This is a genomic window from Enterobacter sp. DNB-S2 (assembly GCF_019443845.1).
Classification (GTDB): domain Bacteria; phylum Pseudomonadota; class Gammaproteobacteria; order Enterobacterales; family Enterobacteriaceae; genus Enterobacter; species Enterobacter asburiae_B.
In genome coordinates this window covers 1,302,322-1,322,951 of record NZ_CP050520.1, presented here as the reverse complement: position 1 = coordinate 1,322,951, position 20,630 = coordinate 1,302,322, and the positions used below count along the sequence as shown (strand labels likewise).

General features: G+C 58.9%; 19 protein-coding genes. 16 read left to right on the top strand and 3 right to left on the bottom strand.

Annotated features, from left to right (window positions below; all coding sequences use genetic code 11):
• Positions 1–27 precede the first annotated feature (27 nt).
• Positions 28–1,692, bottom strand: a complete 1,665-nt coding sequence (gene tsr / locus HB664_RS06225; protein ID WP_033146482.1) for a methyl-accepting chemotaxis protein — start codon at positions 1,690–1,692, stop codon at positions 28–30.
• An 83-nt stretch (positions 1,693–1,775) separates the two neighbouring features.
• Complete coding sequence (hpaR, locus tag HB664_RS06220) at positions 1,776–2,216, bottom strand: homoprotocatechuate degradation operon regulator HpaR (RefSeq protein WP_023334396.1); 441 nt, start codon at positions 2,214–2,216, stop codon at positions 1,776–1,778.
• Between the two features lie 271 nt (positions 2,217–2,487).
• Here hpaR and hpaG point away from each other — a divergent pair, with 271 nt between their 5' ends.
• The 14 genes from hpaG (at position 2,488) to yjiA (ending at position 17,491) form a co-directional block, all read left to right on the top strand.
• On the top strand, positions 2,488–3,765 hold the full coding sequence (gene hpaG, locus HB664_RS06215; protein WP_219940498.1) for a 4-hydroxyphenylacetate degradation bifunctional isomerase/decarboxylase: 1,278 nt from the start codon (positions 2,488–2,490) through the stop codon (positions 3,763–3,765).
• Positions 3,762–5,228 (top strand): 5-carboxymethyl-2-hydroxymuconate semialdehyde dehydrogenase, encoded by a 1,467-nt coding sequence (gene hpaE / locus HB664_RS06210; RefSeq protein ID WP_047060239.1) that lies wholly within the window; start codon positions 3,762–3,764, stop codon positions 5,226–5,228. The genes hpaG and hpaE overlap by 4 nt, the downstream gene beginning before the upstream one ends.
• A 2-nt stretch (positions 5,229–5,230) precedes the next feature.
• The gene (hpaD, locus tag HB664_RS06205) at positions 5,231–6,082 is read left to right on the top strand and encodes a 3,4-dihydroxyphenylacetate 2,3-dioxygenase (protein ID WP_219940497.1); all 852 of its coding nucleotides are present in this window, start codon (positions 5,231–5,233) and stop codon (positions 6,080–6,082) included.
• Positions 6,083–6,091: 9 nt separating this feature from the next.
• Positions 6,092–6,472, top strand: a complete 381-nt coding sequence (locus tag HB664_RS06200; protein WP_214538735.1) for a 5-carboxymethyl-2-hydroxymuconate Delta-isomerase — start codon at positions 6,092–6,094, stop codon at positions 6,470–6,472.
• Positions 6,473–6,594: 122 nt separating this feature from the next.
• Entirely contained in the window at positions 6,595–7,398 is an 804-nt protein-coding gene (gene hpaH / locus HB664_RS06195) for a 2-oxo-hept-4-ene-1,7-dioate hydratase (RefSeq protein WP_214538736.1), read from the top strand.
• Between the two features lie 10 nt (positions 7,399–7,408).
• The gene (gene hpaI / locus HB664_RS06190) at positions 7,409–8,206 is read left to right on the top strand and encodes a 4-hydroxy-2-oxoheptanedioate aldolase (protein ID WP_219940496.1); all 798 of its coding nucleotides are present in this window, start codon (positions 7,409–7,411) and stop codon (positions 8,204–8,206) included.
• Between the two features lie 21 nt (positions 8,207–8,227).
• Positions 8,228–9,580: a 4-hydroxyphenylacetate permease gene (hpaX, locus tag HB664_RS06185; protein WP_047059024.1), complete on the top strand. Its 1,353-nt coding sequence runs from the start codon at positions 8,228–8,230 to the stop codon at positions 9,578–9,580.
• A 9-nt stretch (positions 9,581–9,589) separates the two neighbouring features.
• Positions 9,590–10,510, top strand: a complete 921-nt coding sequence (hpaA, locus tag HB664_RS06180; protein ID WP_219940495.1) for a 4-hydroxyphenylacetate catabolism regulatory protein HpaA — start codon at positions 9,590–9,592, stop codon at positions 10,508–10,510.
• A gap of 177 nt (positions 10,511–10,687) precedes the next feature.
• On the top strand, positions 10,688–12,250 hold the full coding sequence (gene hpaB, locus HB664_RS06175) for a 4-hydroxyphenylacetate 3-monooxygenase, oxygenase component (RefSeq protein WP_033144556.1): 1,563 nt from the start codon (positions 10,688–10,690) through the stop codon (positions 12,248–12,250).
• 17 nt (positions 12,251–12,267) lie between these two features.
• On the top strand, positions 12,268–12,780 hold the full coding sequence (locus HB664_RS06170) for a 4-hydroxyphenylacetate 3-monooxygenase reductase subunit (protein ID WP_023310274.1): 513 nt from the start codon (positions 12,268–12,270) through the stop codon (positions 12,778–12,780).
• A 180-nt stretch (positions 12,781–12,960) separates the two neighbouring features.
• Entirely contained in the window at positions 12,961–13,878 is a 918-nt protein-coding gene (locus HB664_RS06165) for a YafY family protein (protein WP_033144554.1), read from the top strand.
• 191 nt (positions 13,879–14,069) lie between these two features.
• Positions 14,070–16,223, top strand: coding sequence for a carbon starvation CstA family protein (locus HB664_RS06160; protein WP_023334384.1), 2,154 nt, complete (start codon positions 14,070–14,072; stop codon positions 16,221–16,223).
• Between the two features lie 100 nt (positions 16,224–16,323).
• The gene (locus HB664_RS06155) at positions 16,324–16,527 is read left to right on the top strand and encodes a YbdD/YjiX family protein (RefSeq protein ID WP_003856610.1); all 204 of its coding nucleotides are present in this window, start codon (positions 16,324–16,326) and stop codon (positions 16,525–16,527) included.
• Between the two features lie 10 nt (positions 16,528–16,537).
• Positions 16,538–17,491, top strand: coding sequence for a GTPase (gene yjiA, locus HB664_RS06150; protein ID WP_094935510.1), 954 nt, complete (start codon positions 16,538–16,540; stop codon positions 17,489–17,491).
• Positions 17,492–17,972: 481 nt separating this feature from the next.
• Here the strand turns inward: yjiA and HB664_RS06145 are convergent, their stop codons facing one another.
• On the bottom strand, positions 17,973–19,331 hold the full coding sequence (locus HB664_RS06145; RefSeq protein WP_219940494.1) for an esterase-like activity of phytase family protein: 1,359 nt from the start codon (positions 19,329–19,331) through the stop codon (positions 17,973–17,975).
• Positions 19,332–19,742: 411 nt separating this feature from the next.
• On the opposite strand from HB664_RS06145, the gene HB664_RS06140 reads away from it, so the two are divergent.
• Both HB664_RS06140 and HB664_RS06135 read left to right on the top strand, forming a co-directional pair.
• The gene (locus HB664_RS06140) at positions 19,743–20,288 is read left to right on the top strand and encodes a YfaZ family outer membrane protein (protein ID WP_219940493.1); all 546 of its coding nucleotides are present in this window, start codon (positions 19,743–19,745) and stop codon (positions 20,286–20,288) included.
• Complete coding sequence (locus HB664_RS06135; RefSeq protein ID WP_143347568.1) at positions 20,288–20,608, top strand: hypothetical protein; 321 nt, start codon at positions 20,288–20,290, stop codon at positions 20,606–20,608. Before HB664_RS06140 ends, HB664_RS06135 begins: the two co-directional genes overlap by 1 nt.
• Positions 20,609–20,630: the final 22 nt, after the last annotated feature.

Sequence of the window (20,630 nt, the reverse complement as noted above, 5' to 3'; positions counted from 1 at the left end):
AGCCGCCACCCGGCACAACGCACCGGGTTAGAACGTTTCCCAGTTATCGCCTGAATCGGCCGTCGCGGTTTTACGCGCCATCACCGGCGTGGAAACCGCTTTAGCCGCAGCGAATTCGCGCGCTTTCATCTGCTCCTGCTGAATGCGGAACACCGCCACGGCCTGAGTCAGACGGCTCGCCTGCTCTTCCAGGGCGGCCGCCGCTGCGGCAGATTCTTCAACCAGCGAGGCGTTCTGCTGGGTCACGCGATCCATCTCAGCGACCGCCAGACCCACCTGGTCGATACCGCGGCTCTGCTCGTCAGACGCAGAGGCGATTTCACCCATGATGTCCGTTACGCGGGTCACCGCGTTCACGATCTCACCCATGGTTTCACCGGCGCTTTCTACCAGCGTTGAGCCCACTTCCACGCGGCCCACGGAGTCTTCAATCAGGCTCTTGATTTCGCGAGCCGCCTGGGCGCTGCGCTGGGCCAGGTTACGCACTTCACCTGCCACCACCGCAAAACCACGGCCCTGCTCGCCCGCACGCGCCGCTTCTACCGCCGCGTTCAGTGCCAGAATGTTGGTCTGGAAGGCAATGCCGTCGATCACGCTGATAATGTCGGCAATTTTCTGCGAACTGCCCGCGATATCGCGCATAGTCTGGACCACGTTATCCACCACTTTGCCGCCTTTCTGCGCGGTTTCAGAGGCGCTCAGCGCAAGGTGGCTCGCCTGACGGGCGTTTTCGGCGTTCTGCTTAACGGTTGCCGTCAGCTGCTCCATGCTGGCAGCGGTCTCTTCCAGGGAAGCGGCCTGCTGTTCAGTACGGGAAGAGAGGTCGTTATTGCCCATCGCAATTTCGCTCGCGCCGCTGTAGATCGCGTTCGCGCCGTTACGCACGTCGCCAACGGTACGCACCAGCTCACTCTGCATATGGCGCAGCGAGTCGGCCAGTTCACCCATCTCGTTGGTGCCCTGAACCTCAATGCGCTTCACCAGGTCGCCGCTGGCGATATGGCGAATGTTGTCGATAAGACGATTCAGCGGAGAGATCAGCGTCTGCTTGATGTTGAGCCAGACGGCCACGATCACCACCAGCACGGCAATCAGGACGCTGATCAGCACCCAGATAGCCTGGCTGTAGGAGCTGTTGCTGTCTTCGACCGCCGTCTGATACAGCTTGTCGTTCTGCTGCAGGTAGCTCACATACTGCTTCTCAAAACCGTCCTGATAGCTCTGGGTCGGCTGGTCGAAGAAGGCGTTGATTTTGCCGGCACCCAGCAGCTGAATCAGCTCCGCCAGCGCACCGTGGTAAATATCATAGTTACGCTTGATCTCCATGGCATCCGCATCGCTTTGACGCGGATCGCGCGGCAGGGCTTCGTAGGCAGCCCAGTTTTTTTCCGCCTGTTTCAGAGACGTAGACGCGATTTGCATCAAATCGTTAACGGTCGCGCCGCTGCCGATATTGCTCTGATCCATCATGTAGCGGATACCCGCACGGTTCAGGGTATTACGGGTTTGCAGCAACGCTACCCAGCTGGCGTTCAGCGTGGATTGTTGCTGGCGAATGGTTTGCAGGACGGTGAAATTCTCTTTGTCATTCTTAAGGGCATTAAAGAAAAGACCACCGGACGTGAGTTGTAAAAGGCCAAATATCGCTAAAACCAGCATTAAGCTGGTGACAATCTTGATACGGTTTAACATGTTTTCTCTTTCCTCAGACAGATACAGAATTTTCGGCCTGGAAAGGGAAAACTTTACGAAAATCATCCTGGAATTTGTGGTTTTTACTCTTCTTCCCGCGCTGCGTTATGCCGGTTTCCGAGTTCAATAAACTCTTCCAGCAGCGCCGTCAGCTGTTTCATCTTCTCCGGCGTGTATTCCGCCTCGATCTGCTGATACGCCTCTTCGACCTGCGCCTGGGCGTGTTCATATAGCGCATTCCCCTCTTTGGTCAGCGACACGTACAGCTTGCGCTGGTCGTTCACCGGCTTTAGGCGCAGCACCAGGCCGTCGCGCTCCATGCGCGTCAGGATGCCGGTCAGGCTCGGGCGCAGGATGCAGGTGCGAAACGCCAGATCGTGAAAATCCATCGACGGATGTTCAGCCAGCACGCGCACGATGCGCCACTGCTGCTCGGTCAGGTTATGGCGCTTCACGATCGGGCGGAAGTACGACATCGCCGCTTCCCGCGCCTGCAGCAGCGCGATGGTTAATGAATCATGCATAGCCTTTCCCCTTCCCATCATTAACAAGTAAACAATCCCTAAAAGATGTTTTTATAAACAACACGTTTTCCGTCAAAAAGTCTAACAGAAACCCATCAATTTTATTAAATATATGATTTCATTATCAATAAAACCCAATATGTAAATTTATTGTTATTCCCATCACAAATCTTTCACTTCTGATTGCGAAATAAACAGCAAAAGCATAAAACCAGATCATTAACATATTAATGAAATCACAACCCGGACCACCGGGGTGAGGAGTATATGAATGAAAGGTACCGTTTTTGCCGTCGCCCTCAACCATCAAAGCCAGCTTGAAGCCTGGCGTGAGGCCTTTGAAAAAGCGCCCTACAACACGCCGCCGAAAACGGCGGTGTGGTTTATCAAGCCGCATAACACGGTGATTCGCGCGGGCGAGCCGATCCCCTTCCCGCACGGGGAAACGGTATTAAGCGGCGCGACGGTGGCGCTGGTCGTGGGCAAAACCGCCAGCAAGGTGCGCGTGGAGGACGCCGCGGCGTACATCGCGGGATATGCGCTCGCCAACGAGGTGAGCCTGCCGGAAGAGAGCTTCTACCGCCCGGCCATCAAGGCCAAATGCCGGGACGGATTTTGCCCGCTCGGCGAACTTGTCGCCGTGGATAACGTGGATAACCTGACCATCATCACCGAGATCAACGGCCGCGAAGCGGACCACTGGAGCACGGCCGATCTTCAGCGCAGCGCCGCCGAACTGCTGAGCGCCCTGAGCGAGTTCGCCACCCTCAATCCCGGCGATGCGATCCTGCTCGGCACCCCGCAAAGCCGCGTGGAGATCCGCCCGGGCGATCGCGTGCGCGTTCTGGCGGAAGGTTTTCCGCCGCTGGAAAACCCGGTGGTGGATGAACGCGACGTCGCTTTCACGCACAGCACGCCGCCGCACGCCACGCTGTTTGCCCTCGGTCTGAACTATGCCGACCACGCCAGCGAGCTGGACTTTAAGCCGCCAACCGAGCCGCTGGTATTTATCAAAGCGCCAAACACCTTCAACGGCGACGGCCAGACGTCGGTGCGCCCGAACAATATCGAATACATGCATTACGAAGCGGAGCTGGTGGTGGTCATCGGTAAAACCGCGCGTAAGGTCAGCGAAGCCGAGGCGATGGACTTTGTTGCGGGCTATACGGTCTGCAACGACTACGCCATCCGCGACTACCTGGAAAACTACTACCGACCGAACCTGAGGGTAAAAAGCCGGGACGGGCTGACCCCCATTTCCCCAAACATCGTGCCAAAAGAAGCCATCCCCGATCCGCACAACCTCGCCCTGCGCACCTTCGTCAACGGCGAGCTGCGGCAGGAAGGCACCACCGCCGATCTCATTTTCAGCATCCCGTACCTGATTGCGTACCTGAGCGATTTTATGACCCTGCAGCCGGGCGACATGATTGCCACCGGCACGCCGAAAGGGCTGTCCGACGTGGTGCCGGGCGATGAGGTAGTGGTGGAAGTGGAAGGCGTGGGACGCCTGGTGAACCGGATTGTCAGCGAGGAGACTGCAAAATGAAAAAGATTAACCACTGGATCAACGGTAAAAACGTCGCCGGAAGCGAGTACTTCCACACTACCAACCCGGCCTCCGGCGAGGTATTAGCGGAAGTCGCCGCCGGCGGTGAAGCTGAAGTTCACCAGGCCGTCGCTGCCGCCAAAGAGGCGTTCCCGAAATGGGCCAACCTGCCGATGAAGGAGCGCGCACGCCTGATGCGTCGTCTGGGTGACCTGATCGACCAGAACGTGCCCGAGATCGCCGCCATGGAAACCGCCGACACCGGCCTGCCGATCCACCAGACCAAAAACGTGCTGATCCCGCGCGCCTCACACAACTTCGAGTTCTTCGCCGAGGTGTGCCAGCAGATGAACGGCAAAACCTACCCGGTCGACGACAAGATGCTCAACTACACCCTGGTGCAGCCGGTGGGCGTCTGCGCGCTGGTGTCGCCGTGGAACGTGCCGTTTATGACCGCCACCTGGAAGGTCGCGCCGTGCCTGGCACTCGGAAACACCGCGGTGCTGAAGATGTCTGAACTCTCCCCGCTGACCGCCGACCGTCTGGGCGAGCTGGCGCTGGAGGCGGGCATTCCGGCGGGCGTGCTCAACGTGGTGCAGGGCTACGGCGCGACGGCAGGCGACGCGCTGGTGCGCCATCACGACGTGCGCGCCGTCTCCTTCACCGGCGGCACCGCCACCGGACGCAACATCATGAAAAACGCCGGGCTGAAGAAATACTCCATGGAGCTGGGCGGCAAATCTCCGGTGCTGATTTTTGAAGATGCCGACATCGAGCGCGCGCTGGACGCCGCCCTGTTCACCATCTTCTCCATCAACGGCGAGCGCTGCACCGCGGGCTCGCGCATCTTTATCCAGCAGAGCATCTACCCGGAATTCGTGAAGCGCTTTGCCGAACGCGCCAACCGCCTGCGCGTGGGCGACCCGACCGATCCGAACACCCAGATTGGCGCACTCATCAGCAAGCAGCACTGGGAGAAAGTCTCCGGCTACATCCGCCTCGGCATTGAAGAGGGTGCAACCCTGCTGGCGGGCGGCCCGGACAAACCGACCGACCTGCCTGCACACCTGAAGGGCGGCAATTTCCTGCGCCCGACCGTGCTGGCGGACGTCGACAACCGCATGCGCGTGGCGCAGGAGGAGATCTTCGGGCCGGTGGCCTGCCTGCTGCCGTTTAAGGACGAAGCGGAAGGCCTGCGGCTGGCCAACGACGTGGAGTACGGCCTGGCGTCATACATCTGGACCCAGGACGTCAGCAAGGTACTGCGCCTGGCGCGGAATATCGAAGCGGGCATGGTGTTCGTGAACACCCAGAACGTGCGCGACCTTCGCCAGCCGTTTGGCGGCGTGAAGGCCTCCGGCACCGGCCGCGAGGGCGGCGAGTACAGCTTCGAGGTGTTCGCGGAGATGAAGAACGTCTGCATCTCCATGGGCGACCATCCGATTCCAAAGTGGGGGATCTGACCATGGGTAAATTAGCGTTAGCGGCAAAAATCACTCACGTTCCGTCGATGTACCTCTCCGAGCTGCCGGGGAAAAACCACGGCTGCCGCCAGTCGGCCATCGACGGGCATAAAGAAATCAGCAAGCGCTGCCGCGAGCTGGGCGTGGACACCATCATCGTGTTCGACACCCACTGGCTGGTGAACAGCGCGTACCACATCAACTGTGCGGACCATTTTGCGGGCGTCTACACCAGCAACGAGCTGCCGCACTTTATCCGCGACATGACCTACGACTACGACGGCAACCCGGCGCTCGGCCAGCTGATTGCCGACGAGGCGGTGAAGCTCGGCGTGCGCGCCAAAGCGCACAACATCCCGAGCCTAAAGCTGGAGTACGGCACGCTGGTGCCGATGCGCTACATGAACGCAGATAAACACTTCAAAGTGGTCTCCATCTCGGCGTTCTGCACGGTTCACGACTTCGCCGACAGCCGCAGGCTGGGCGAGGCCATCGTCAGCGCCATCGAAAAATACGACGGCACCGTGGCGGTGCTCGCCAGCGGCTCGCTGTCGCACCGCTTTATCGACGACCAGCGCGCGGAGGAAGGGATGAACAGCTACACCCGCGAGTTCGACCGCCAGATGGACGAGCGCGTGGTGAAGCTGTGGCGCGAGGGGCAGTTCAAAGAGTTTTGCAGCATGCTGCCGGAGTACGCCGACTACTGCTACGGCGAGGGCAACATGCACGACACGGTGATGCTGCTGGGGATGCTCGGCTGGGACAAATACGATGGCAGGGTGGAGTTCCTCACCGAGCTGTTCGCCAGCTCCGGCACCGGCCAGGTCAACGCCGTTTTCCCGCTGCCCGCGTAAGGAGCCAACATGCCGCACTTTATTGCTGAATGTACCGACAACATCCGCGAGCAGGCCGACCTGCCGGGGCTGTTCGCCAAAGTGAACGAGGCGCTGGCCGCCACGGGCATCTTCCCCATCGGCGGCATCCGCAGCCGCGCCCACTGGCTGGACACCTGGCAGATGGCCGACGGCAGGCACGATTACGCCTTTGTGCATATGACGCTGAAGATTGGCGCCGGGCGCAGTCTGGAGAGCCGGGAAGCCGTGGGGGAGATGCTGTTTGCGCTGATCAAATCGCACTTCTCGGCGCTAATGGCGAGCCGCTATCTGGCGCTGTCGTTCGAGCTCGACGAGCTGCATCCGACGCTCAATTACAAACAAAACAACGTGCACGCGTTGTTTAAGTAATACCGTCCCCTCTCCCTTTGGGAGAGGGTTAGGGTGAGAGGAAATCTCTGCGGCCTGATGCCCTCACCCCGTCCCTCTCCCACAGGGAGAGGGAGAAAACAAACGTAAAACAGGATATCGCCATGCTCGACAAACATACCCATACCCTGATCGCCCATCGTCTGCATCAGGCGGAACAATCCCGGGAGCAGATCCGCGCGATCTCGCTGGACTACCCGACGATCACCATCGACGACGCCTACGCCGTCCAGCGCGAATGGGTCAGCCTGAAAATCGCCGAAGGCCGCGTGCTGAAGGGCCACAAGATCGGCCTCACCTCCAAAGCGATGCAGGCCAGCTCGCAGATTAGCGAGCCTGACTATGGCGCGCTGCTGGACGACATGTTTTTCCACGACGGCAGCGACATCCCGGTCGATCGCTTTATCGTTCCGCGCATCGAAGTGGAGCTGGCGTTCGTGCTGGCGAAACCGCTGCGCGGCCCGAACTGCACCATCTTCGACGTCTACAACGCTACGGACTACGTCATCCCCGCGCTGGAGCTGATCGACGCCCGCTGTCACAACGTTGATCCGGAAACCCAGCGCCCGCGCAAGGTGTTCGACACCATCTCCGATAACGCCGCCAACGCGGGAGTGATCCTCGGCGGCCGCCCGATTAAGCCCGACGAGCTGGATCTGCGCTGGATCTCCGCCCTGCTCTACCGCAACGGCGTGATCGAAGAGACCGGCGTGGCCGCAGGCGTGCTTAACCACCCGGCGAACGGCGTGGCGTGGCTGGCGAACAAGCTGGCGCCGTACGACGTGCAGCTTGAACCGGGGCAAATCATCCTCGGCGGCTCGTTTACCCGCCCGGTGCCCGCCAGCAGAGGCGACACCTTCCACGTCGACTACGGCAACATGGGATCCATCAGCTGCCGCTTTGTGTAAGGAGGCAACCATGCAAAACGCATTCAAAGCAGCGCTGAAGACGGGCCGCCCGCAAATCGGGTTATGGCTGGGGCTGACCAGCAGCTACAGCGCCGAGCTGCTGGCGGGGGCAGGCTTCGACTGGCTGCTGATCGACGGCGAGCACGCGCCAAACAGCGTGCAGACCGTGTTAACCCAATTACAGGCCATCGCGCCCTATCCCAGCCAGCCGGTAGTGCGCCCGTCGTGGAACGACCCGGTGCAGATCAAGCAGCTGCTGGACGTGGGCGCGCAAACCCTGCTGGTGCCGATGGTGCAAAACGCCGACGAAGCGCGGCTGGCGGTACGTGCCACCCGCTACCCGCCCGCGGGCATTCGCGGGGTCGGAAGCGCCCTGGCGCGCGCCTCGCGCTGGAACCGCATCCCGGATTACCTGCAGCAGGCCAACGACGCCATGTGCGTGCTGGTGCAGATTGAAACCCGCGAGGCGCTAAAAAATCTGCCGCAGATCCTCGACGTTGAAGGCGTCGACGGCGTGTTTATCGGCCCGGCGGATCTGAGCGCCGACATGGGCTTTGCCGGCAATCCGCAGCACCCGGAGGTGCAGGCCGCCATCGAGCAGGCTATCGCGCAGATCCTCAGCGCGGGCAAAGCGCCCGGCATCCTGATGGCGAACGAGCCGCTGGCGAAACGCTACCTCGAGCTTGGCGCGCTGTTTGTCGCCGTCGGCGTCGACACCACCCTGCTCGCCCGCGGCGCCGAAGCGCTGGCGGCACGCTTTATCGAACAACCGGTTACGTCAGTTAATAACAATAAATCCGTCTACTAAACGTAAGATCTGGAGCGCACCATGACGACCTCTACCCTGCAAACCCATGATAATAAAGCTGTTGAACATCGCGCCATTAACAAGCTGTTCCGACGCCTGATCGTCTTTCTCTTTATCCTGTTTGTCTTTTCGTTTCTCGATCGTATCAACATCGGCTTTGCCGGGCTGACGATGGGCAAAGATCTGGGCCTCACGTCGACCATGTTTGGCCTGGCCGCGACGCTGTTTTACGTCACCTACGTGCTGTGCGGGATCCCGAGCAACATCATGCTGGCGAAGATCGGCGCGCGGCGCTGGATCGCCGGGATCATGGTGGTGTGGGGCATCGCCTCCACCTGCACCATGTTTGCCACCAGCCCTGAAACGCTCTACGTTCTGCGCATGCTGGTAGGCATTGCCGAAGCGGGCTTCCTGCCGGGGATTTTGGTCTACCTCACATGGTGGTTCCCGGCCTATCACCGCGCCCGCGCCAACGCGCTGTTTATGATCGCCATGCCGGTGACCATGATGCTCGGCTCGATCCTCTCGGGCTACATTCTGGCGATGGACGGGCTGTGGAACCTGAAGGGCTGGCAGTGGCTGTTCCTGCTGGAGGGGCTGCCGTCGGTGGTGCTCGGCGTGGTGACCTGGTTTTATCTCAACGACACGCCGGATCAAGCTACCTGGCTCGACGACGACGAAAAGCAGGCGCTGAAAACGATGATCGCCCGCGAGCAGGAGGTCGCCATTGCCCAGTCCGTCACGCCGCGATCGACGCTGCGCGAAGTGCTGACCCCGGCGGTGCTGCTCTACACGCTGGCCTACTTCTGCCTGACCAACACGCTCAGCGCCATCAACATCTGGACGCCGCAGATCCTGCAAAGCTTCAACACGGGAAGCAGCAATATCGTCATCGGCCTGCTGGCGGCGATCCCGCAGTTTTGCACCATTCTCGGGATGATCTGGTGGAGCCGACGCTCCGACAGGCTGAAAGAGCGAAAAAAGCACACCATCCTGCCGTACCTGTTCGCCGCGGCGGGATGGATGCTGGCCTCGGCCACCGATCACAGCCTGATCCAGCTGCTTGGCATCATTATGGCCTCAACCGGATCCTTTACCGCCATGGCGATATTCTGGACCACGCCGGATCGGGTGATTAGCCTGCAGTCCCGCGCGGTGGCGCTGGCGGTGATCAACGCGATCGGCAACGTCGGATCCGCCGTCAGCCCGCTGCTGATCGGCATTCTGCGTGATGCGACCGGCAGCTTCAGCTCCGGACTGTGGTTTGTGGCCGGGCTGCTGGTGGTCGGCGCGCTGGTGCTGACGCGCATTCCGATGACGCAGCGCGAAAGCCTTGAGCGCGAGCCGGGCGTCGCGGCGCATAAGATCCACTAGGGAGCCGCCATGTGCCAGAGCCCCATTACCAACATCGACATCAGCAAGGAGTACGACGAAAGTCTGGGCACCGACGATGTGCACTACCAGTCGTTCGCGCGCATGGCGGCCTTTTTTGGCCGCGACATGCAGGCGCACCGTCACGACCAGTATTTTCAGATGCACTTTCTCGATACCGGGCAGATTGAGCTCCAGCTCGACGATCACCGCTACTCGGTGCAGGCTCCGCTGTTCGTCCTCACGCCGCCGTCGGTGCCGCACGCGTTTATCACCGAATCCGACAGCGACGGACACGTGCTGACGGTGCGCGAGGATCTGATCTGGCCGCTGCTGGAGGTGCTCTACCCCGGCACGCGGGAAGCGTTTGGCCTGCCGGGGATCTGCCTCTCGCTGGCCGACAGGCCGGACGAGCTGGCGGCGCTGAAGCACTACTGGCAGCTTATCGCCCGGGAATCCACGGAACAGCTGCCGGGGCGCGAACATACTCTGGTCCTGCTGGCGCAGGCGGTGTTTACCCTGCTGCTGCGCAACGCGAAGCTCGACGACCACGCTTCGGGCGGCATGCGCGGCGAGCTGAAGCTGTTCCAGCGCTTTACCCAGCTGATAGATGCCCACTACCACCAGCACTGGACGGTGCCGGAATACGCCAGCGAGCTGCACCTGACCGAATCCCGCCTGACCGATATCTGCCGCCGCTTCGCCAACCGCCCGCCGAAGCGGCTGATCTTCGACCGCCAGCTGCGGGAAGCCAGGCGGCTGCTGCTCTTCTCCGACAGCGCGGTCAGCGACATTGCCTGGCAGCTGGGGTTTAAGGATCCGGCCTATTTTGCCCGGTTTTTTAACCGCTTAGTGGGGTGCTCGCCGAGCGCGTATCGGGCGCAGAAAGTACCGGTGTCGCCTGTTCCCCTCTTCCAAAGGGAGAGGGAGTAACCGTCCCCTCTCCCTTTGGGAGAGGGTTAGGGTGAGGGAAATCACACTCTGCGATCTCTCGCGAAAAGTACCCGCCGTTGTCCCAATCGTCCCTTCACGTTCCGCCCCTCTCAGGCTTCAATTAAACAACAAAAACAAAACATAAATTTAACAACCTTATTCCGATACGAGGTCCCTATGAAGCCTGAAGATTTCCGCGCTGATGCCAAACGTCCGTTAACCGGCGAAGAGTATTTAAAAAGCCTGCAGGACGGCCGTGAGATTTACATCTACGGCGAGCGCGTCAAAGACGTCACCACCCACCCGGCGTTTCGCAACGCGGCGGCCTCCATCGCACAGATGTACGACGCGCTGCACAAGCCGGAGATGCAGGACACGCTCTGCTGGGGCACCGACACCGGCAGCGGCGGCTATACCCACAAGTTCTTCCGCGTGGCGAAAAGCGCCGACGACCTGCGCCAGCAGCGCGACGCCATCGCCGAGTGGTCGCGCCTGAGCTACGGCTGGATGGGCCGCACGCCGGATTACAAAGCCGCGTTCGGCTGCGCGCTCGGCGCCAACCCGGCCTTCTACGGCCAGTTCGAACAGAACGCCCGCAACTGGTACACCCGCATTCAGGAAACCGGCCTGTACTTCAACCACGCCATCGTTAACCCGCCGATCGACCGCCACAAGCCGGCGGACGAGGTGAAAGACGTCTACATCAAGCTGGAGAAAGAGACCGACGCCGGGATTATCGTCAGCGGCGCGAAAGTGGTGGCAACCAACTCGGCGCTGACCCACTACAACATGATCGGCTTCGGCTCCGCGCAGGTGATGGGCGAAAACCCGGACTTCGCGCTGATGTTCGTCGCGCCGATGGATGCCGAAGGCGTGAAGCTGATCTCCCGCGCCTCTTACGAGATGGTGGCAGGCGCAACCGGATCCCCGTACGACTACCCGCTCTCCAGCCGCTTCGACGAGAACGACGCGATCCTGGTGATGGATCATGTGCTGATCCCATGGGAAAACGTGCTGATCTACCGCGATTTCGACCGCTGCCGTCGCTGGACGATGGAAGGCGGCTTTGCGCGGATGTACCCGCTGCAGGCCTGCGTTCGCCTGGCGGTGAAGCTCGACTTCATCACCGCCCTGCTGAAGAAATCCCTGGAGTGCACCGGCACCCTGGAGTTCCGCGGCGTGCAGGCGGATCTCGGCGAAGTGGTGGCCTGGCGCAACATGTTCTGGGCGCTGAGCGACTCCATGTGCTCCGAAGCCACCCCGTGGGTCAACGGCGCGTATCTGCCGGATCACGCCGCGCTGCAAACCTACCGCGTGATGGCGCCGATGGCCTACGCGAAGATCAAGAACATCATCGAGCGTAACGTGACGTCCGGGCTGATCTACCTGCCGTCCAGCGCCCGGGATCTGAACAACCCGCAGATCGACCAGTATCTGGCGAAGTACGTGCGCGGCTCCAACGGCATGGATCACGTCGAACGCATCAAGATTTTGAAGCTGATGTGGGACGCCATCGGCAGCGAGTTTGGCGGCCGTCACGAGCTGTACGAAATCAACTACTCCGGCAGCCAGGATGAGATCCGCCTGCAGTGTCTGCGCCAGGCGCAGAGCTCCGGCAACATGGACAAAATGATGGCGATGGTCGACCGCTGCATGTCCGAGTACGACCAGCACGGCTGGACGGTGCCGCACCTGCACAACAACAGCGATATCAACATGCTCGACAAGCTGCTGAAATAGCGCAGCGGGAGGTTGCAATGCATTCAGATGAACAACGCCTGCGTTTTCGCGACGCAATGAGCAGCCTGTCGGCGGCGGTCAATGTGGTCACCACCGAGGGTGAGGCCGGACGCTGCGGCATCACTGCCACCGCCGTCTGTTCGGTCACGGACACCCCGCCGTCGGTTATGGTGTGCATCAACGCCAACAGCGCCATGAACCCGGTATTTCAGGGCAACGGCAGGCTGTGCGTTAACGTGCTGAACCACGAACAGGAGATCATGGCTCGCCATTTTGCGGGGATGACCGGTATGACGATGGAGGAGCGCTTTGCCCTCTCCTGCTGGCAGAAAGGACCGCTGGCGCAGCCGGTGCTCAAGGGCGCGCTCGCCAGCCTTGAGGGCGAGATTAGCCAGGTGCAAACCATCGGCACGCATCTTGTCTACCTTGTTGAAGTTAAGAACATTATTCTGAGTGACGCGGGACACGGTCTGATCTACTTCAAGCGCCGTTTCCACCCGGTCATGCTGGAGGCGGAAGCCGCCGTGTGATCCCCCCCTCGCGCTGGCCTTTTTTTCCGGCCAGCGCCGCTTTCTACAAAAACTCCTAAGGTTTCCGCTAAATCACGCCGTTATATACCCATAAGAGAAATTTTCTGTGACTGAATACTGACACCCTTTGTCAGTGCATCCGCATCATTCAGCGCATACCTAAATATACAGGATGACCTTATGGCTAAAACGACGCGGAGCCGCTCGGCTGAACGTCTGGTCGATATTCTGGTTGAGCTACATTTAAACGGTGTGGTAAACCGCAGTGCGCTAATGGAAAAATTTAAAATTACCGAGCGTACCGTCTACCGGGATTTAAATGCCCTCTCTCCCATTGTTGAGCATACCGGTAACGGGCTATATCGGCTGATCCATTCTGCACAATCGCCCGGCGGACAAGGCTTACATCACACCCTTGCTAACTTCCTGAATGCTGACAGCTTTTTCCCTGAAAGAAATATGGAATTCTGGCAAAAGCTTGAAACGCGCGTTGACGAAAACCATATTCTCATTCTTGGAAATGAGGCAGAACACACGGTAGAACGTGATATTCGCCGTCATTTAACGAAAATCGAGAGATCGATTAAAAACCATAATGTTTGTCAGATCGTTTATAAGGGAAAAACCCGTCTGATTAATCCCTATAAACTCATTAACAAAAAAAATATATGGTATTTACAAGCCACCGAAAATAGCCGCCTGAAATCCTTCTCATTGAGCCAGATTAGCTGGTTTGATATTCAGAAAACGACCTTCACGCCCGAAGAAAATGTCCTTGAGCTGCTGGAGAAAAGCCTCGACCCCTGGGTGTCTGAAAATACTTTCGCGGTGAAAATATTTATCAAAGATAATATTTCACATTACTTCCTGCGCCGCGATCTTCTGCCGGAACAGGAGCTGCTGGAGGAGCAGCAGGGCGGCGTCACGCTGCGCTGCCAGGCGGCGCACGAGAACCAGATCCTGCCGCTGCTGTTCTACTGGCTGCCCCATATTCAGATTCTGGAACCGAACTGGCTGAAGGAAAAACTGATTAGAACGCTGGAGAACTATCTGGCGGTAGAACGTAACCCGAATAATCAAGTGATCTCAATCACATAATTTCGCCCCCTGGCGGCGAGCCGGAACCGCTCGTCGCCCCCTTTGACCGCTCACCCGGCGCTTTCAACCACTCATTCATTTACCGTCCTTTACACGCGCGAGGATCTGGCACGATCGCTCCAGCATTAATCAATACCTCCTCACAACGAACCCTGACCCTTTTTTCTTTACATAAAAAACCAGGTCTTACTATGGATACTAAAAAACTACTGAAGCACGTGCCCTGGGCCTTACTCGGGATCCTCGGCGCTTTCTGTCTGGCGGTTGTCGCATTACGCCGGGGCGAACACGTAAGCGCCCTGTGGATCGTGGTCGCGTCCGTTTCCGTCTATCTTGTTGCTTATCGCTACTACAGCTTGTACATCGCGCAGAAGGTCATGAAGCTCGACCCGACGCGCGCCACCCCGGCGGTCATTAACAATGACGGCCTGAACTACGTGCCAACCAACCGCTACGTGCTGTTTGGTCACCACTTTGCCGCTATCGCCGGCGCAGGCCCGCTGGTCGGCCCGGTGCTGGCCGCGCAGATGGGCTACCTGCCGGGTACCCTGTGGCTGCTCGCCGGCGTGGTGCTGGCGGGTGCGGTGCAGGACTTTATGGTGCTGTTTATCTCTTCTCGCCGTAACGGCGCCTCTCTGGGTGAGATGGTCAAAGAAGAGATGGGCCGCGTGCCGGGGACGATCGCTCTGTTCGGCTGCTTCCTGATTATGATCATCATCCTAGCGGTGCTGGCCCTGATCGTGGTGAAAGCGCTGGCCGAAAGTCCGTGGGGCGTCTTCACCGTCTGCTCAACCGTGCCGATTGCGCTGTTCATGGGGATCTACATGCGCTTCCTGCGTCCGGGACGCGTGGGTGAAGTGTCGGTGATTGGTATCGTGCTGCTGGTAGCCTCCATCTACTTCGGCGGCGTGATTGCGCACGACCCGTACTGGGGCCCGGCGCTGACCTTCAAAGACACCACCATTACCTTCGCGCTGATTGGCTATGCGTTTATCTCCGCGCTGCTGCCGGTCTGGCTGATTCTGGCCCCGCGTGACTACCTCGCGACCTTCCTCAAAATCGGCGTTATCGTCGGTCTGGCGATCGGTATCCTGGTGATTAACCCGGATCTGAAAATGCCTGCGGTAACCCAGTACATCGACGGTACCGGCCCGCTGTGGAAAGGCGCCCTGTTCCCGTTCCTGTTCATCACCATCGCCTGCGGTGCGGTCTCCGGCTTCCACGCCCTGATTGCGTCCGGCACCACGCCTAAGCTGCTGGCGAACGAGAAAGACGCGCGTCTGATCGGCTACGGCGCGATGCTGATGGAGTCCTTCGTGGCGATCATGGCGCTGGTTGCCGCGTCTATCATCGAACCGGGTCTCTACTTCGCGATGAACACCCCGCCTGCGGGCCTCGGCATCACCATGCCAAACCTGCACGAGATGGGCGGTGACAACGCGGCGCTGATTATGGCGCAGCTGAAGGACGCGAGCGCACACGCGGCGGCGACCGTCAGCTCCTGGGGCTTCGTGATTTCGCCTGAGCAGATCATGCAAACCGCGAAGGACATCGGCGAACCGTCCGTACTGAACCGCGCCGGTGGCGCGCCGACGCTGGCCGTCGGTATCGCACACGTGTTCCACAAGGTGCTGCCGTGGGCGGACATGGGCTTCTGGTACCACTTCGGTATTCTGTTCGAAGCGCTGTTCATCCTGACCGCGCTGGACGCCGGTACCCGTGCGGGCCGCTTCATGCTGCAGGACCTGCTCGGTAACTTCGTGCCGTTCCTGAAGAAAACCGACTCTCTGGTAGCGGGCATTCTGGGTACTGCGGGCTGCGTCGGCCTGTGGGGCTACCTGCTGTATCAGGGCGTTGTCGACCCGCTCGGCGGCGTGAAGAGCCTGTGGCCGCTGTTCGGTATCTCTAACCAGATGCTCGCAGCCGTTGCTCTGGTGCTCGGTACCGTGGTCCTCGTGAAGATGAAGCGCACCAAATACATCTGGGTAACCGTTGTTCCTGCGCTGTGGCTGCTGCTCTGCACCACCTGGGCGCTTGGCCTGAAGCTGTTCAGCGCCAACCCGCAGCTGGAAGGCTTCTTCTTCATGGCTAACCAGTACAAAGAGAAGATTGCCGCAGGCGGCGCGGACCTGACCGCGCAGCAGATTGCCAACATGAACCATATCGTGGTGAACAACTACACCAACGCGGGTCTGAGCATTCTGTTCCTGGTGGTGGTGTACAGCATCATCTTCTACGGCATCAAAACCTGGCTGAACGTGCGCAACGCCGACGGCCGTACGGATAAAGAAACCCCGTACGTGCCGGTGCCGGAAGGCGGCGTGAAGACCTCTTCACACCATTAATCCGCAATCCTCCCCCTCTCCCTTTGGGAGAGGGCTGGGATGAGGGGAACATAAGCCCAGCGGACTCACATCGCCGGGCTTTTTCTGTCTGGAACCCACAATGTTTGGTAACTTAGGCGAAGCAAAAAAATACCTCGGTCAGGCGGCGAAAATGCTGATTGGCATTCCGGACTATGACAACTACGTTGAGCACATGAAGACCAACCATCCGGATAAGCCGTACATGACCTACACCGAATTCTTCCGCGAGCGCCAGGAAGCGCGCTACGGCGGAAGTGGAGAAGGCGGCGTCCGCTGCTGCTAAAGGAGAGACCATGACCCCGATTGCCGTTACCCTGCTGACCGGTTTCCTCGGCGCCGGTAAAACCACCCTGCTGCGCCACATCCTGAACGAACAGCACGGCTTCAAAATCGCCGTCATCGAAAACGAATTCGGCGAGGTCTCCGTTGACGATCAATTGATCGGCGATCGCGCCACCCAGATCAAAACCCTGACCAACGGCTGCATCTGCTGCACCCGCTCTAACGAATTAGAAGACGCCCTGCTGGATCTAATCGACAGCCGCGATCGCGGCGAGATCGACTTTGACCGCCTGGTGATCGAGTGCACCGGCATGGCCGACCCCGGCCCGATTATTCAGACCTTTTTCTCTCACGAGATCCTGTGCCAGCGCTACCTGCTGGACGGCGTAATTGCCCTGGTCGATGCGGTTCACGCCGACGAACAGATGAACCAGTTCACCATCGCCCAGTCTCAGGTGGGCTACGCCGACCGCATCCTGCTGACCAAAACCGACGTGGCGGGCGAAAGCGTTAAGCTGCGCGAACGCCTGACGCGCATTAACTCTCGCGCGCCGGTTTACACGGTGACGCATGGCGACATCGATCTGTCTCAGCTGTTCAACACCAACGGCTTTATGCTGGAAGAGAACGTCACCGCAAAACCGCGCTTCCACTTTATGGGAGACAGGCAAAACGACGTGGCGTCGATAGTGGTGGAGCTGGACTACCCGGTGGACATCGGCGAGGTTTCGCGCGTGATGGAAAACCTGCTGCTGTCGTTTGCCGACAAGCTGCTGCGCTACAAAGGGATGCTGTGGATTGACGGCGAGCCGAACCGCCTGCTGTTCCAGGGCGTACAGCGCCTGTACAGCGCAGACTGGGATCGCCCCTGGGGCGAGGAAGCGCCGCACAGCGTGATGGTGTTTATCGGTATCCAACTCCCGGAAGAAGAAATTCGGGCGGCGTTTGCGGGTCTGAAAAAATAACCGCTATGCATCTCCTCTCCCCTGTGGGGCTGAGGGATCCCCATAAAATATTACCTGCACAGACGGCCCCCTCTCCCTTGAGGGAGAGGGCTGGGGTGAGGGGGAACATACGGCTGTGGAGGTTATTCCGTTCACTTTATGTTTCTTGCTACTCTGTAACGATGTGACCGGTGAACGTGCCAGGGTGGCTCAGTCGCCGCCACCCTGGCAACCCGGGCTCCCGGCGGTAAATCGCCGCTGCGCGGTACCTTCGGCTTATTCCTTTCGGCTTATCGGGGACGGGCGGAGGTAACATCCCTGTAAAGCCCGCCCTCTCGGCGCATCCCTGCGCCTCGCCCCGGCCTGCAGGAAACGCCTCAGCGATTTACAGCCGGACCAGGTCGTCGCTATAAGCCCTTAATTTTCTTGAAACTACGCTCGTCGCTTTCAGTAAAAAATTACTGGAGATTCCTCAGCCTGGGGAAGAGGGTGTGGGGTAAACTTATTTCACCGCCTCCGGCAGCGTCACAATCCACAGCTCGCTGTCCGACTCCGGCTTTTTCAGCGGCTTCACGCTGAGCGTGGTTTCAACTGGCTTATCATCCAGCGTCAGCTTGCCTTCCGCGTTCACCCGATAATCCTTGAGCTTCTTGCCCTCGACCGGGTTTTGCATCGCCACCTTTACGCCAAAGTCGTTATCGTTCGCTACCGCAAGCGTTTTGCTGTCGATCAGCGCCAGCCCTTCGGCCTTCTCCTGCTGCCAGCCCAGCGCGCGCAGATCGACGACCTGCGTTTTAGCCGCAAGGGTAATGCCGCGCTGCGCCAGGGTTTTCTCATCATCAAACTCCGGGTATTCGCCCGGCTTGTCGAAGGTGGTCAGGTCGCTCGCCTTGCTGAGATCCACCTTGTAAATCAGGTTACGCATCCCGTCGTTTTTATCGCTTCCCTGCTCAATCAGCAGGATGTGCTGGTTATCGAGCGCCACGATGTCGCCGATTTTGGCGTCGCTGTTTTTGCTGTAGGCCGCGCTGTCGATAGGGTAACCGTACATCGCCGTTTTCCCGGTCGCCGGGTCGAAGCTCACCAGACGCGTAAACAGCGCCTGCTTTTTGCTCTTGCCGTCAATATCCAGCGTGCTTTGCACGGCGGCGATAATCCGCCCGTCCGGCATCCGGGTCAGGCCTTCAAAGCCCCGGTTCGCCTGGCGCCATTTGATGATGTTTGGCAGGCCGCCCGCGATGGATTTCTCCCCTTCCGCGGCCTGCGGCCCGTGGATCGCCAGGATCTTCCCTTTGCTGTCGACGTTAATCAGGAACGGGCCATATTCGTCGCACAGCCAGTAGCCGCCTTTCCCATCCGGCGTGATGCCTTCCGTGTCCAGCCCGCGGTTGTCGCCCTTCAGGATCTTGAGGGTGTCGCTGAACGCCACTTCATTGGTGGAGCCAATCACGCCGCTTTGCAGCGGCAGACCGTTAATCTCGCCTTTATCATCATGCAGCGGGCGGGCGTCGACAGCCTCCGCTTTGCCGTTCTGAACGCGGATGGTCATCAGCATCGGCGCGAAATCAGGCGTGACAAATATTTTGGCTTCGTTTTTACCCATTTTTGGCGCATCGGCGTTTGGACCGCGATCGGTCACGGTCGCAAAGGTCAGGGCGTCGCCCTGCTTGCCCGTAAACAGCAGGCCGGAGCCAATGCCCACGGGTAGTCCGTTCGGAAAGGCGCTGGCAAACGCGCCGCTGTAGCTCACGTGGGAGCCTTCAGGGAAGCTGACGACATAGCGCTCAGCAGTAGGCTGCGCCGCCAGGCCAGAGAAAGAGAGCGCACAGCCGATTAGCAAAGGAATAATTTTTCTTTTCATATTGTTAGCATCCAGTTAGTGAAGCCAACAACGTAAAGAATAAACGTGTCAGAAAAATGACATGAAAAGGAAACCGACCTGCGCGATTGAACGTATATTCATCGCTCGAAATGTAAGGCTTTGTTGTTTTGTGTGACAGGCGAAACATTTTTGGAAATTATTAGAAACCCAATTAATTCATCTCAAATCACTATCCCCGCCTCGTTCAGTTTATGTTTAGTCAAAAAACTAAACGGTTCCTAAATGCTAAAAACATCCCCTGTTGACACCCCGACAATCAAACATCATTGCAACAACTTCAATAAAAAAGTTAACAATATCAGTATAAAAACGCGATTTATATCACATTTGCAGTCATTAACATCGCTTGTTAAGGTGCGCCCAGATGAATTTAATGACGAGGCATAAAACATGAAAAAACTGAATATCCTTCTTCTTTCTGCTCTGGCTGCCGTATCGGGTTCCGCACTGGCGATGGGCGGCACCGTTGAGCAGGGTAAAAACTTTACCAACCTCAATCTGGAAATGGGGAAATCCTCATCCGGTGTTTATCTGGAAAGTAACTGGCTCAAAAACACCGACGACGGTACCCAGACCGGCGGCGTGGGCGCAGGCTACAACCTGGGTCTTGGCCCGGTGAGGCTGAATGCGGGTGCAAAAGCCATCTACCTCGGCCCGAAAAAAGGCGATAACGGCGTGGCGTTCCCGATTGGCGGCGGCGTAAACGTTGCCCTGACCGACAGCATCCACGTGTACGGTGAAGGCTATGTCGCACCAGAAGGCCTGAACAACAGCGTGAAAAACTACGTCGAAGCCAACGGCGGCATAAGCTGGACGCCAATTACGCCAGTGACCCTGAAAGTGGGCTACCGCCACGTGAGCGTGGACGGCAAAGACGGTCGTCCTGGCCACACGCTGATTGACGGCGCATATGTAGGCGGTGGAGTCACCTTCTGATGAAACACCGCATGACCGCGCTTTGCGTTCTGGGCCTCACGCTGATGCTCGCCGGCTGCGTCCAGTACAAATGGGTGAAACCGGGCGTCAGCGATGCGGAAATGAATAAAAAGCTCACGGAATGCGAAGCGCAGGCGCTGATCGATCTGCCCCCGGATAACGTCGTAACCGGATCCAGCTCGGAAAAAACGGACAAAAAGAACAAGAAAAAGGATATTTCCACGAGCTACACGGTTGAAGACGCGAATGAATATCGCCGGGATACGTTAGTTGACAGCTGCATGTTTAAAAGCGGCTGGGACAAGATCGAAGTGCAATAATCTCTTTAAAAAAACCTGCCGG